The organism is Gillisia limnaea DSM 15749, from assembly GCF_000243235.1.
GTDB classification, from domain to species: Bacteria; Bacteroidota; Bacteroidia; order Flavobacteriales; family Flavobacteriaceae; genus Gillisia; species Gillisia limnaea.
On record NZ_JH594606.1, the window covers coordinates 3,315,526 to 3,329,020 of the forward strand.

A 13,495-nucleotide genomic window follows, 5' to 3' on the forward strand; every position below is an offset into this window, starting at 1 on the left:
TTGAAGGTTTAGGGCGATCACGGTTTTAAATTGCGCTTTCCTATTGCGTGTGGCTTTTAATTCGTCCAGCAACTTTGATATATTGGCCTCATCATTTTTCCTGTTCCCTGCATATCTTGCAGAATGAACCCCGGGTTCTCCATTTAGAATCTCGACTTCCAAACCGGTATCATCGGCAAAACAGTCAAGGTTATAATGTTGTTTGACATAATCTGCCTTTAAAATAGCATTTCCTTCAATAGTATTGGAAGTTTCCGGGATATCCTCATTGCATCCTATGTCGTCCAGGGATAGTAATTCGAAATTGGATGGCATCATAGCCGCAATTTCCAATAGTTTGTTTTTATTATGGGTGGCAAATATTAGCTTCATATAATTATTTATGGTGATAGGGTTCGTTTTTTAGGATTGTAAATGCACGGTAAAGTTGTTCTACAAAAAACAATCGGATCATTTGATGTGAAAAGGTCATTTTTGATAGGGAAATTTTTGCATCAGCACGTTTATAAACATCTTCGGAAAACCCATATGGTCCGCCAATAATAAATACCAGTTGTTTCAGTCCGCTGTTAAGTCTTTTTTGAATGAATTCGGAGAACGCTTCCGAGGAATATTGCTTTCCATTTTCATCTAAAAGCACTACAAAATCTGATGCAGCGATTTTATTCAACAACAATTCTCCTTCTTTTTGTTTTTGCTGATTTTCATCTAGATTCTTTGCATTTTTAATATCCGGGATAAGTTCAAATTCAAATCTATTATAAAATACGAGACGTTTTATATACACCTCGGTTAAATTTTGAAGAGCGGGATCATCAGTTTTTCCTATCCCAAGTAATTTTATGGTCATTTTACTAAGACTTTGCTACATTTACAAAAATAATCATTGCGATGATCTCACAAGCACAATTTGACAAGGAAATTGAAATAATTATTGCGAACTCCGTAAGGGAAGACGTAGGGGAGGGTGACCACAGCTCTCTGGCTTGTATTCCTGCAAATGCAAAAGGGAGGGCCAAACTTCTGGTAAAGGACAACGGGTTGATTGCCGGGGTGGAATTCGCTAAACAGGTATTTCAATATATAGACAAAGATCTTAAGGTGGAAACGGTTATAGAAGATGGAAGTGTAGTCAAAAAAAGAGACATTGTGTTCTATGTAGAAGGATCTTCCCAATCAATATTAAAAGCAGAAAGACTTGTTCTAAACGCGATGCAAAGAATGAGTGCCATTGCCACAAAAACAAATGAATTTGTAAAAAAACTGGAAGGAACCAAAACCAAAATTCTGGATACCCGCAAAACCACGCCTGGTATACGGGCTCTGGAAAAATGGGCTGTAAAAATAGGCGGAGGAGAGAATCACCGGTTTGCGTTATACGATATGATCATGTTAAAAGATAACCATATAGATTTTGCAGGTGGTATTACCCAGGCTATTAACAAAACTAAAATTTACCTTCAAGAAAAAAACCTTGATTTAGAAATAATAGTGGAAGCAAGAGATCTGGATGAAATAAAGGAAATTTTAGAAAGCGAAGGTGTTTATAGGATATTAATCGACAACTTCAATTATGATGATACCAGAAAAGCGGTAGAATTGATCAATAATAAATGTTTAATCGAATCCAGTGGAGGAATTAATTTGGAAAGTGTAAGAAAATATGCAGACTGCGGTGTGGATTTTGTGTCCAGTGGTGCGTTGACCCATTCGGTTTATAATATGGATTTAAGTTTAAAAGCAGTTTAATTAATGCCAATAAAAAGGATTAAATCTTTGCCGCAAAGAATAGCGAATGCCTGGAAAAAGAAAACCAGCAAAATCGTGCTTCCTGGTCTGGATGGCCTTACCGCTTATGATCTCTGGATTATTTATTACAGCGGAATAATTAATGGTACTTTTTCTACCAGGGCAAGTGCGGTGGCTTTTAGCTTTTTTATGGCCCTATTTCCTTTTTTACTTTTTGTGTTGAATTTAATTCCATATATCAATTTTATTGACGATTTTCAATTGCAGTTCCTCGTCTTTATGGACTCCCTTTTGCCACCTACCACTTCCGAATTTTTTAATGATATTTTCCTGGATATAGCCAACACCCCAAGGGCAGGTTTACTTTCATTATCTTTTTTACTATCCATCTTTTTAATGGCCAACGGAGTGAATGCAATCTTTACCGGATTTGAATTTTCGTATCACACAAAAGCAAACAGATCCATCATAAGGCAATATATCATTGCGCTTGGAATATCTATTTTAATGGCATTGTTATTGCTTATTACAGTGGTAGTAGCGGTTTACCTTACGTATGCCATAGACGACCTGAATGATTTGGCAATCATGGGGGAACGAGGAATTTCTGCTCCACTGGTGAAGTATACTGTTTTTATTTTGTTGATCTATATCGCAATTGCCACTTTATATTATTTTGGCACAAAGGAAGGCAGGCTGGCAAGATTCTTTTCAATAGGAGCAACTTTTACGACCCTGCTTATTTTGTTAACTACCTATTTCTTTGGTCTTTATATAGAAAATTTTTCTCAGTATAATGAATTGTATGGCTCGATAGGAGCATTATTGGTATTGATGATATATATTTGGCTAAATTCAAATGTACTTTTATTAGGATTTGAACTAAATGCCTCTTTAATTAAAATGAAAAAGAAATTTTAAACAAGTATCTAAAATTAAGCAAAAATGAAAAAAATTCTGTTTGTATTATTCGCGGTAGTTACTATCACATCTTCATTTGCACAAACAAAAGCAGCCGGTGTTACTATACCTAATAATGTGAGTTTTGAAGGTGAAAAGTTAGTTTTAAACGGAGTAGGGGTGAGAGAGAAATTCTGGATGGATATGTATGCAGGAGCTTTGTATTTAGGTTCTAAATCTTCTGATGCTAAATCCATTGTAAATGCAAATGATCCTATGTCCTTAAAATTACATATGGTTTCATCTTTGATCACAAGTGAAAAAATGATTGATGCCGTGAATGAAGGTTTTGAAAATGCTACCAACGGGAAGACTTCCGGTATCTCTTCAGAAATAGCCAAATTCAAAGCTTTTTTTAGTGATGAAATCAATAAGGAGGATGTTTTTGACATTGTTTACATTCCTTCTAAAGGAGTGCTGGTTTATAAAAATGGAAAAGAGAAAGGTTCAATCAAGGGAATGGAATTTAAAAAGGCCCTTTTTGGAATCTGGTTATCAGACAAGCCTGCAGATAAAAAACTGAAGCAAGGGATGTTGGGGAAATAATTTCAAATTTGAGAATTTCCAGATGCTATTGAAATTGACTTAATCTAAATCTAAAAAATTCATATGAAAAAATCGATCATATTATTTTTATGTCTTGTTTTTACAGGTATGAATTTTCATGCACAAACAGTTTTTGGCAAGTGGAAAACCATAAATGACGAAACCGGAATATCACATTCTATCGTAGAGATATATAAGGATAAGGAAACCGGAGAGGTTAAGGGAAAATTGGTAAGAATGCTGAAAGAGGAAATGCAAGATAAACTTTGTACCTTATGTGAAGGAGACAGGAAAAATGAACCATTGGAAGGATTGCTTATTATGGAGGGCCTTGAAAAACAGGATTCAGAATATGTAGGAGGGGTGGTAATGGATCCAAAGACCGGAAAAGAATACAAGTGCAAAATATGGGTGGATGAAGATAACCCGGACCAGTTAAAGGTTAGGGGGTATATGGCCTTTTTATACAGAACACAGGTCTGGGAAAGGCATAAATAACTTTTTTTAACTACACTTTTATAATATACAGGACGAAATAATAGCTTCAGTCAGGATATGGACTTTTGAAAAAAGACAAAAGAAAAGGCAAGGATTAACCCCTGCCTTTAATGCTTTTATTTACTTTGTCCGGATATTATCTGCATTCTATCTGGCAGGCATCAGGAGCTGCAAACCAACCGTTTGTTTTGGTCATAGTTACTTTTGGTCTTCCGCCGCTTCTTGCGCATTCTGCTATTGCAGCACCGCATTCAGCACCCAGTTCATATTGAGAGAGCTCTATTACTGCTCCCAGAACGCTTGAGTTAATGGCAACAGAAAATTCTTCATGCCATTTTTGGGTTACATCCTTTTTGAATTTATAGATCACAGATCTAAAAACCTGTCCATTACTTAATTCAATATCAAATTTGAGACTTGTGCTATTTAATTCCTTAAAGTGAAAGAATCTTATAAATTCTGCTGTTTCAGAATTGGTTATAATCACTTCCTCACCGGCATGCTTTGCATCGATTTTCTCGACATCAAAATTCAATTCATTTAAAAACGAGAAGTCAAAAGCTCTGTCTTCGGCAATAAATTTAACTGTTTCACCTGTTTCTTTAAAAATATAGGTATTTGATTCTATCTCAAACACACCTTTATTTTCTATTGCCAACTCTATTTCAAGAGCATTTTCTTTGGGAACTTCATCATTCTCGGTACTACAAGAGTAGAAACCGAAGGTTAAAAAAAGTATTCCCGAAATAATTTTGTAGGTATTTTTCATTTTTTCTTTGGGTTTTGATTGGGTGCCTACTCTTTTGATTTTCAGCGCGGCAAATTTGCCGGTCAGTTACTTTTTATTTTATGTCGAGATTCACTTTCACATTTTCGACTTTGGATGGTCAGTCCTTTGATGACTTTGTTTTATATTTTAAGATGTACTGAAACATTTTATAAAAATCCCCCCCCCCCTTTTTTAAGTAAAAAATAAAGGCCGAATTTTAATTTTACTCCCAAATCTATTAAAATTTCGTTAAACAATTACAGGAAAGTTAATTATTGTGGGATATTTTTATTGAATTTAATCCAAAAATCGGAAAAACATAGCTCCAACTTAGAATTTTTCAGGGAATTTATTTCCAGATTGTGAAAATTTAGAGGGTTTTCGGGAGATGAAAAAACTCCCTTTTGAACTCAGTCTTCTTTTCAGAAAGCCGTATGCTAATAAAAATGAATTGAAAAAATTTGTTGGGTGAAGGAGCAAATTTCAAAAATAATTGCTCCATACTACAAGGGCGAATAAACCCAATTGAAGAAAGTCTTTTAATTTCCAAGGATAAAATCAGCCGCCATTTGTGCGTGTAGTTGTGTAGTGGCAATCAGTGGTAAATCGAAATCATTTTCGCTTAAGAGCATAGGAAGTTCTGTACAGCCTAAAATAATACCTTCAGCGCCTTTTTTGCGCAACTTTTGCATTTGTTCCAGACAGAAAACCCTGGCTTCCTTGCTGAAGATTCCCTGGGTGAGTTCATTGGAAACAAAATGGTGGCATTTATCGATGTATTCATCATCCGGGATTAGGGTGTTTATATCATATTTTTCAGAAAGATGAGAAGAAAGAAAATCACCTTTCATTGTTGGCCGGTTGCCCAATAACCCCAATGTCTTCAATTCTTTTTTGGAGGCTTCCTTACCTATTGCATCCGCAATGTGAAGTATGGGAATATCTATTTTGGGTTGAACAAAAGGGAAAACCATATGAGGTGTATTTGCACAGATAACTATTGCTTCGGCACCTGCTTGCTGAAGTGTTCTGGCAACTTCCAAATATTTATTATTGATCTTTTCCTTGTTTTGTTCCCGCATCAATTCAATGTTTAAACTGTAAAGTACTAGATCCGGGTTAGCCTGAGTTCCTATTTTTTCCCCTACCAGTTCATTGATCAAACGATAATAAACTATAGTAGAGTGCCATGATGTGCCGCCTATTAATCCTATTTTTCTCATTTTATTGGTTTAGTTTAAAGAGTTATATTTAATTTAAAGAAACAGTCTTAGGTGTTAAATGGATTATATTTTCTTTGACTTATAATTTTCAGAATAATATAATCCATCTAAAAGGTAAGTTTATTAATTTACGTGTTTCTGAATTTATAGTTTTTAGAAATTTTTAAAGAACCAGTATTTTTCAGCCCACCATTTCGACCAGTGTCCCAAATGTTCTGGTTCTTTCATTTTAACACCCGGACTGGAGGGGTCATATAAATGAATTTCTGCAGGGCTTGCCAATCCTTTTCCATATTCAATAAAATACTCACCTTCTCCGGTAAAAGTTTGATCTGGGTCTTTATTATCCATTTTACGTCCTATATTGTGTGCCACGATCTCTGCCTGATGCCTTGCGAATACTCCAATTTTTGGAAGTGAAATTCCTGTTTCCAGCGGAATGTCGGTAATGTCGCCAATAGCATATACATCTGGGAATTTGGTTTCCATGGTATTCCTGTCTACATCTACCCAGCCGGATTTTCCTGCCAAGGTGCTATTTCGGATCACAGAAGGACTTCGATGAGTAGGAGTGAAGGCCAAAAGATCATATTCATAACTTTCACTATTGCTGAACTTTAAGTTGTTTTCCGTAACAGAAGTCACCTGGTGATCCGGGAAATAATTGATCCCTTTTCCTTTTAGTAATCCCTTTAGTTCATCCGACATTTCTTTTCCTGCAAATTCCATAGGCCCTTTTTCCGGAGTATAAATGGAAACTTCGGTATTGCTGCTCAGTCCGTGACTGCGCACATAATCTTCAATTAACATAGCGGCTTCATAAGGGGCTGCCGGACTTTTAAAGGGAAGGGAAGAAACCAGGATGGCAATTTTTCCACCGGAAAAATTCTCGAGTTTCTCATGGAATTGAGTCGCACCTTCAAGACTGAAAAAATTGTAACCGAACTTGTCCAGATTATGGTCAATAACCTGTTCTACACCAAGAGAAACGACCATATAATCTCCTTTATATACTTTTCCGTTAACTTTTACCAAGATATTTTTTGGATCTACTTCCTCAATTTCTCCGTTAATTACTTCAAGTCCGGCAGTATTTAGTTTTTTGATATTTTCATACAATTGTTTTGGCTTTCTGTCGCCCACCATCAACCATGGGAGGGAAGGTGAAAAAACACTTTTTTCTTCCTTCTCAAATACAAGTATTTTTACGAGGGTAATATCCTCTTCATTTCCACTGTACCTGCTTATTTCTTTGGCAGTTACAATACCACCTGTTCCTGCGCCTAAGATTAAAATTGTTTTCATATGTGTTTTTTTATTATTCTTTAATTAGTCTCCCAATAGCTAGGGAGTGATTTGCATATCTTCATAGGTGTTTGTATTGAATCCTTGTTATGCTCATTTCATAATTTAAAATTTATTGATTTTCTGCAATTTGATTTTTAACTAATAGTTCGATTTACTAATTCACATGTGCAACTCATATTTTAACTGTATTAAATATTTCCTGTTGTTTCTGTAAATTTTCAATGAGCACCTCACGCATCAATTCACAGGCCTGTGCCACCTTGTTTGAACTAAGAGAAAAGTGACTGCATTGCCCATCTCGTCTAACATTAAGGATCCCCTTTTTGGTCATAACTTTTAAATGTTGGGAGAGATTGGATTTAAGTCCGCCAGTAATTTCAAGAATGTGGGCGAAACAATATTCCCTTTCCTTCAGTATATGGATTACCTCCATTCTTAAAGGATGTGCAAGTGCTTTGCATACTTCTGCCTGGAATTCGAATCTCCTTTTATGCTCCATTGTTTACTTATTTAGTTGTTTATGAAATACTAAACATTGATTTATGGATAATTTTTAATTTTAGCATTTCTAAATGTCAAAAGACAAAGAAAGGAGGAAATCGGCAGGAGATTTATGACTTTAATCATATATTCACAAATCAGGTTATATTTTTGTAATTTTATTGAAGCCATTACTTTTAATAAGCAATCCTATATAAGTATTATCCAATTTGTTTATCAACTTTTTATAACGGTCATAAAAATTGTGACTGGCTATAAGCAAATACATAAATTTGAAAAGGGTGTTAATTTTTGAAAATTAATTTGCTGTGTAACTATTGTTACTGTGTTGCCTGCATTAACAACCTACTTTTGCCAAAAAAAATATAAATCTTATAAATGGAAGTAATTGATCTTTTAGGTTATGCAGGCGCATTGATTATTGGGCTGGTTTTAGGTTTAATAGGTGGAGGTGGTTCTATACTTACGGTTCCCGTATTGGTTTATTTATTGATGATTAACCCGGTAACTGCTACAGCATATTCACTTTTTATTGTTGGGACTACCTCCCTGGTAGGAGCGTTCAAAAATATGCAGAAAAAGCTGGTAGATTTTAAAACTGCCGGGGTTTTTTCCATTCCTGCTTTTATCGCTGTTTACATAACACGTATGTATATCGTGCCGGCAATCCCGGACCATATTTTCACGCTGTTTGGTTTTGAGGTGACCAAAAATATAGGGATAATGTTGTTTTTTGCTATTGTAATGGTTGCAGCTTCCATTTCGATGATAAGGGAGAAAAAGAACAAGGTTGAAACTGAGGAAGAAATAAAATTCAATTATCCGCTCATTATTATAGAAGGAGTAGTAGTGGGGATATTAACAGGAATTGTGGGTGCAGGTGGTGGTTTTCTAATTATTCCGGCATTGGTTCTTCTGGCTAAACTCCCAATGAAAAAAGCGGTTGCCACTTCACTTTTGATCATTGCAGTTAAATCCTTGATCGGGTTTTTGGGCGATGTTCAAAATCTGGAAATAGACTGGATGTTTTTATTGATCTTTACCACGCTCTCTGTAATAGGAATCTTTCTTGGGATCTATCTCAATAAATTTATAGATGGCAAAAAGTTAAAAAGGGTTTTTGGTTGGTTCGTGCTGGTAATGGGGATCTATATAATCTGGAAAGAACTTTTCTAAATAAAGCCTTTGTAACTAATGTTACTGTAGATAAGCCATAATCATAGTATTTTTGCAACTGAAATTAATTACTTGAGAGCAAGCTCACAAGCTAGGTCACAGGAAGAAATATCCTGAATTTCGATAAAATCCCGACCGAAAGGGACGGGTAGACATCGGTGAATTAAATGCACCAGTGGAATAAAAATTAAATTAACTTTAAAATAAATAAGTATGTTTTTTCAACACGTATATGATAAAACCCTGGCACAGGCAAGCTATGTAATAGGATGTCAAAAAACAGGAGAAGCTATTGTAATTGATGCTAAACGCGATATCGATACCTATTTGGATATTGCCAATCAAAACAACCTAAAGATCACTCATGTAGCCGAGACCCATATTCATGCCGACTTTCTTGCAGGTTCAAGGGAACTGGCGGCAGTAACAGGTGCCAAAATGTATCTTTCAGACGAAGGAGGTCTGGATTGGAATTACGAATTTGACCACATAGGTCTTAAGGATGGTGATTCTATTAAAGTAGGAAACCTAACGTTAGAAGTAATGCATACTCCCGGACACACTCCGGAGAGTATCAGTTTTCTTTTAATTGATAATCCGGCCACCAATGAACCAGTGATGGTATTTACAGGTGATTTTGTATTTGTAGGTGATATAGGGCGTCCGGATCTTTTGGAAAAGGCAGCGGGTTTAAAGGGCACTCAGGATAAAGGAGCTGAGGATATGTATACCTCGATAAAAAAATTCAGTAATTTACCTCCATATTTGCAGGTATGGCCCGGGCATGGTGCAGGTTCTGCCTGCGGAAAGTCCCTTGGGGCGGTACCAAGTAGTACGGTTGGTTATGAATTGATTCGTAACTGGGCATTTCAATATCAGGATAATAAAAAAGGTTTTGTGGAATATTTATTAGAAGGGCAGCCTGAGCCTCCTAAGTATTTCGCGATGATGAAAAAACTGAATAAGGTAGATCGCCCGTTGCTTACTGAAGTTCCCAAGCATAAAAAACTATCTGTTTCCGAATTTAAATCGGCATACGATAAGGGTATTAAAGTGATTGATGCAAGGGAAAAAGAAGAATTTGCAAAAGGACATCTTCCAAATACAATTCATATTCAGGGAAACAATTCCTTCGCAACCTGGGCCGGTTGGTTTTTGAATTATGAAGAGTCTTTTATCCTTATAGCTTCAGATGAGCAAATGGAAGATCTTACCCGTAAATTAATGCGGATAGGGCTTGATAATATTCAGGGATATATTTCAGATATTGATGCAATGGGAATTCCTCTTGAGAAAACAGAGGTTATTGCTATTGATGAGTTTAAAACCTACTTGGGTAAAGAGGATGTAGAGGTGATCGATGTTCGTGGAGCTTCAGAATATAAGGAAGCCCACATCAAGGGCACTAAAAATATTTTTGTCGGCACTATTCAAAATCATATCGATGAAATAGATACAGATAAGGAAGTTGTAATTCATTGCCAAAGTGGTGCCAGAGCTGCCATTGCGGAATCTATGTTAGCAAAACACGGAGTTAAAGATGTGAAAGTTTATTCCGGAGGAACCGAAGAATGGTTGGCGAAAGAGAATCCGGTTGTTTCTGAATAATTATAAAAGTATGGACTCCCATTAAGTTACCGGGAGTCCATTAATAAAAATAGCATATATGAAAAATATAAAACAGGACGAGTGGAGAAAATTAGTAGCAGAAGATAAGGATGCTGTAATTATCGACGTGAGAACCCGGGAAGAATTTGAGTCGGGATATCTTGAAACTGCTCAACTTATAGATATTATGCAGCCACAAACTTTTATGGATGCAGTGAGCAAATTACCTAAAGATAAAAATTATTATATGTATTGCCGTAGCGGCAACAGGAGCGGACAGGCTTGCCAGATTCTGGATGCCCGGGGATTTGAAAACACCTACAATCTTGAAGGCGGTATGCTGGAGTGGAATGGAGAAATAAAGCAATAAAGAGTTTTAAAATCTATTTGGTTGATTATAAAGGGAGTCATCGTAAAGAAGACTTCCTTTATTTGATTTAAAAATTATTCAGTTAAACATAGATAATTTCTTTACATCCAGATCCAGCCTTTTATGATTTGTTTTTTATTCAAGTTGAATTAGATCTTCAAAAAAGCATGTTTTAATAGTAAACTTGCTTTAGATGCTATATCGTTGTAGTGTAACAATTGTTACTAAGAATGATAAACAAACTCAATACTTTAGGAAAAAATAACCGTTCGCTCTGGCAATAAAAAAATCATTTATTTTAAGGATAATATTTCGGGAATTGTTATTATAAGGAGGATATCAATGGAGAGGTTTAAAAAAATCATCAAGTCGCTGTATTTTTTATTTGGGACTATTCTTATTTTAGTAGTGGTGCTTTTTTCGGTATTGCTCTATTATAATTCCAACCCTGATTATTTTTTGGTGGATAAGGCAGATCATGAGTTTTGGACACCAAAAGATATCTTAAATGATCCTTTAAAAAATTTCATCGATCCGGAAGTCCAGTATGGATTTCTCCTGGTGTCGGAATCCCCTTCTCAAATGGGGCCCCAATCTCCCGATGCATCTATGAGGTATGCGGGTAATAATTTGAAATGTACCAATTGTCATTTAAAAAACGGTACTCAGGCCGGTTCGGGATCCTGGGTGGGCGTTACCAATCGTTTTCCACAATTTGGTGCCCGTGGCAATAAAATTGGGACCATAGAAGATAGGGTGAATGGCTGTTTGGAGCGGAGTATGAATGGGAAAAAAATGCCGGTTGATTCAAAACCTATGAAGGCCATTGTAGCTTATATGGAATGGCTTGGCGAAGATATCCCTAAAGACAAAGAAGAGGAATATAAGGGATTCCCTTCTATAAAACTACCAGATGTAGCTGCAAATGTTAATATAGGAAAGGAAGTTTATAATAGCCAGTGCATGGTTTGTCATAGTGAAAACGGAGAAGGACAGCGCGCTGCAGATTTAGCACAGGGATATCTCTACCCGCCTTTATGGGGGAAAGATAGTTATAACCATGGGGCGGGAATGCATAGAGTGATTACTGCTGCCGAGTTTATTAAAGGAAATATGCCTTTTGGAGAAGCTACCTGGGATAATCCAAAATTAACCGATGAAGAAGCCTATCATGTTGCGGCTTACATCAATAGTTTTGAGCGGCCTTTAAAATCTTTGGCGGAAAATGATTTCCCTGATAAAAAGCTTAAACCTGTCTCCACACCTTACGGCCCCTGGGAGGATAGTTTCTCTGAAGAGCAGCATAAATATGGACCATTTCCTCCAATAATTGAATTTTATAATAGAAAATATTCTATTGTAAAAACCAAATAGCAATTTCGGTTTGATAAAAAAATAACCAGTTATTACATATCAATGATTCCTATGAAATACTTCTCACAATATTTTTTAACAACTCTACTATTTCTTTCGGTTTCCTGTAAACAAAATACAACCAATCAGCCTTCAGAAAAAGATAAAAATAATGGAGAAAACCTTGAGTTGTCTTCGAAAACTGATTGTAATTATCTAAGTAGCATTTCAAAAGAAAATGGCCAGAACCTGACGGCTTTAGAAGTAAGAGATCTGATACGTGAAAATCCAGGCTTAATTATTATAGACGTGAGGACACCAGAAGAATTTGAATTAGGAAGTGTTGAAAATGCCATTAATATTGATATTTATAACCAGAATTTTTTACTGGATATCAAAGAATTGAGGATGGATAAAAAATATTTGCTCTATTGTGCTGTGGGAGGCAGAAGTTCTGCAGCTTCAGAATTGATGGAAAATGAAGGTTTTACAGGTGTTTTTAATTCTATTAATGGCTTTGCAAGCCTAAAAGAGGTGGGAATAACTATAAAAAAATAACGCTCGTTTATTATAACGGGTTATTTATAAAGCAAGTTTTTTTTATGTGCTGAATAAGGTTGACTGCAAATTTGAATTCAACAGTTTAATTTAAGAGATAATGAATAAAAAGACCAAAAAAAATATAATTGAATACGGGATAATAGGGGTGGTAATACTCACTCTTTTTGCAACAGGATTGCATACAGAGGTCATTGGTTTTCTTCAAAGGGGGATCTTAAAAACCGGATTGATGGATCCGGATTTAAAAGATACTAACGGGTTTACCAATAAGAAAAACAATCCTCCCGCCGATTATAGCTTGAGCCTTGTAAATTCAAAAGACGAAAAAATCAATATGGAAGATTTTCGGGGGAAAGTTATTTTTATGAATGTATGGGCAACCTGGTGTCCGCCTTGTGTGGCGGAAATGCCGGGAATTAATAATCTTTATAATGATGTCAAAAATGAAGACATTGTTTTTATAATGCTTTCGGTAGATCAGGATTTTCAGAAAGCAATCGATTTTAACGAAAAAAAAGGGTTTGATTTTGAGGTTTTCAGAGCTTCGGGTCCAATGCCTCCACAATATAACTCTCAGAGCCTTCCTACCACCTTTGTTATAGGTGCAGATGGAACCCTCGCACTCACCCATATGGGAATGGGAGATTATGACACCGAAGAGTTTAAAGAATTTTTAAAGGCATTGAAATAATTGTTATGTCAGGCTTCCCGAAGATTTTAGATGCCGGAACCCACTATTATTTTGAGAGATCCATAAAGGGATAAACACCCGAATCTCACAGCAGTTTAGTCCCATTTTAAGGAGATTCAAAAGAACTACCACGTTTATTCGTGGCTAATAAATAAATCATTACTCTCTTTATACTAATAGAA

General features: G+C 35.9%; 16 protein-coding genes. 10 read left to right on the forward strand and 6 right to left on the reverse strand.

Going from position 1 to position 13,495, the window contains the following annotated elements:
* Together GILLI_RS16540 and rlmH are read right to left on the reverse strand one after the other, a co-directional pair.
* The coding region (locus GILLI_RS16540; RefSeq protein ID WP_006990272.1) for a non-canonical purine NTP pyrophosphatase at positions 1-372 on the reverse strand (372 nt) is incomplete at its 3' end.
* Between the two features lie 4 nt (positions 373-376).
* Positions 377-850, reverse strand: a complete 474-nt coding sequence (gene rlmH, locus GILLI_RS16545; protein WP_006990266.1) for a 23S rRNA (pseudouridine(1915)-N(3))-methyltransferase RlmH — start codon at positions 848-850, stop codon at positions 377-379.
* A gap of 41 nt (positions 851-891) precedes the next feature.
* On the opposite strand from rlmH, the gene nadC reads away from it, so the two are divergent.
* From nadC to GILLI_RS16565, 4 genes are all read left to right on the forward strand, one after another.
* Positions 892-1,749, forward strand: a complete 858-nt coding sequence (gene nadC / locus GILLI_RS16550) for a carboxylating nicotinate-nucleotide diphosphorylase (protein ID WP_006990273.1) — start codon at positions 892-894, stop codon at positions 1,747-1,749.
* A gap of 3 nt (positions 1,750-1,752) precedes the next feature.
* Positions 1,753-2,670: a YihY/virulence factor BrkB family protein gene (locus GILLI_RS16555; RefSeq protein WP_006990274.1), complete on the forward strand. Its 918-nt coding sequence runs from the start codon at positions 1,753-1,755 to the stop codon at positions 2,668-2,670.
* A 24-nt stretch (positions 2,671-2,694) separates the two neighbouring features.
* The gene (locus GILLI_RS16560; RefSeq protein WP_006990275.1) at positions 2,695-3,255 is read left to right on the forward strand and encodes a chalcone isomerase family protein; all 561 of its coding nucleotides are present in this window, start codon (positions 2,695-2,697) and stop codon (positions 3,253-3,255) included.
* A gap of 63 nt (positions 3,256-3,318) precedes the next feature.
* Positions 3,319-3,753, forward strand: coding sequence for a DUF2147 domain-containing protein (locus tag GILLI_RS16565; RefSeq protein ID WP_006990276.1), 435 nt, complete (start codon positions 3,319-3,321; stop codon positions 3,751-3,753).
* Positions 3,754-3,889: 136 nt separating this feature from the next.
* On the opposite strand, the gene GILLI_RS16570 is transcribed toward GILLI_RS16565, so the two are convergent.
* From GILLI_RS16570 to GILLI_RS16585, 4 genes are all read right to left on the reverse strand, one after another.
* On the reverse strand, positions 3,890-4,522 hold the full coding sequence (locus tag GILLI_RS16570; RefSeq protein ID WP_006990277.1) for a hypothetical protein: 633 nt from the start codon (positions 4,520-4,522) through the stop codon (positions 3,890-3,892).
* A 539-nt stretch (positions 4,523-5,061) separates the two neighbouring features.
* Positions 5,062-5,745 carry an aspartate/glutamate racemase family protein gene (locus GILLI_RS16575; protein ID WP_006990278.1) on the reverse strand — a complete coding sequence of 228 codons (684 nt, stop codon included), beginning with the start codon at positions 5,743-5,745 and terminating at the stop codon, positions 5,062-5,064.
* 153 nt (positions 5,746-5,898) lie between these two features.
* Positions 5,899-7,050: an NAD(P)/FAD-dependent oxidoreductase gene (locus GILLI_RS16580; protein ID WP_006990269.1), complete on the reverse strand. Its 1,152-nt coding sequence runs from the start codon at positions 7,048-7,050 to the stop codon at positions 5,899-5,901.
* 175 nt (positions 7,051-7,225) lie between these two features.
* A complete protein-coding gene (locus tag GILLI_RS16585) occupies positions 7,226-7,552 on the reverse strand; it encodes an ArsR/SmtB family transcription factor (protein WP_006990270.1) in 327 nt (108 codons plus the stop codon).
* A 380-nt stretch (positions 7,553-7,932) separates the two neighbouring features.
* On the opposite strand from GILLI_RS16585, the gene GILLI_RS16590 reads away from it, so the two are divergent.
* The 6 genes from GILLI_RS16590 to GILLI_RS16615 all read left to right on the forward strand — a co-directional run bounded on the left by GILLI_RS16590 (position 7,933) and on the right by GILLI_RS16615 (position 13,313).
* Entirely contained in the window at positions 7,933-8,730 is a 798-nt protein-coding gene (locus tag GILLI_RS16590; protein WP_006990279.1) for a sulfite exporter TauE/SafE family protein, read from the forward strand.
* A 213-nt stretch (positions 8,731-8,943) separates the two neighbouring features.
* Complete coding sequence (locus GILLI_RS16595) at positions 8,944-10,338, forward strand: MBL fold metallo-hydrolase (RefSeq protein WP_006990280.1); 1,395 nt, start codon at positions 8,944-8,946, stop codon at positions 10,336-10,338.
* Between the two features lie 58 nt (positions 10,339-10,396).
* Positions 10,397-10,708 carry a rhodanese-like domain-containing protein gene (locus GILLI_RS16600; RefSeq protein ID WP_006990281.1) on the forward strand — a complete coding sequence of 104 codons (312 nt, stop codon included), beginning with the start codon at positions 10,397-10,399 and terminating at the stop codon, positions 10,706-10,708.
* 342 nt (positions 10,709-11,050) lie between these two features.
* Entirely contained in the window at positions 11,051-12,082 is a 1,032-nt protein-coding gene (locus tag GILLI_RS16605) for a c-type cytochrome (protein ID WP_006990282.1), read from the forward strand.
* Between the two features lie 51 nt (positions 12,083-12,133).
* Positions 12,134-12,619 (forward strand): rhodanese-like domain-containing protein, encoded by a 486-nt coding sequence (locus GILLI_RS17795; protein ID WP_156798685.1) that lies wholly within the window; start codon positions 12,134-12,136, stop codon positions 12,617-12,619.
* Between the two features lie 100 nt (positions 12,620-12,719).
* Entirely contained in the window at positions 12,720-13,313 is a 594-nt protein-coding gene (locus GILLI_RS16615) for a TlpA family protein disulfide reductase (protein ID WP_006990284.1), read from the forward strand.
* Positions 13,314-13,495: the final 182 nt, after the last annotated feature.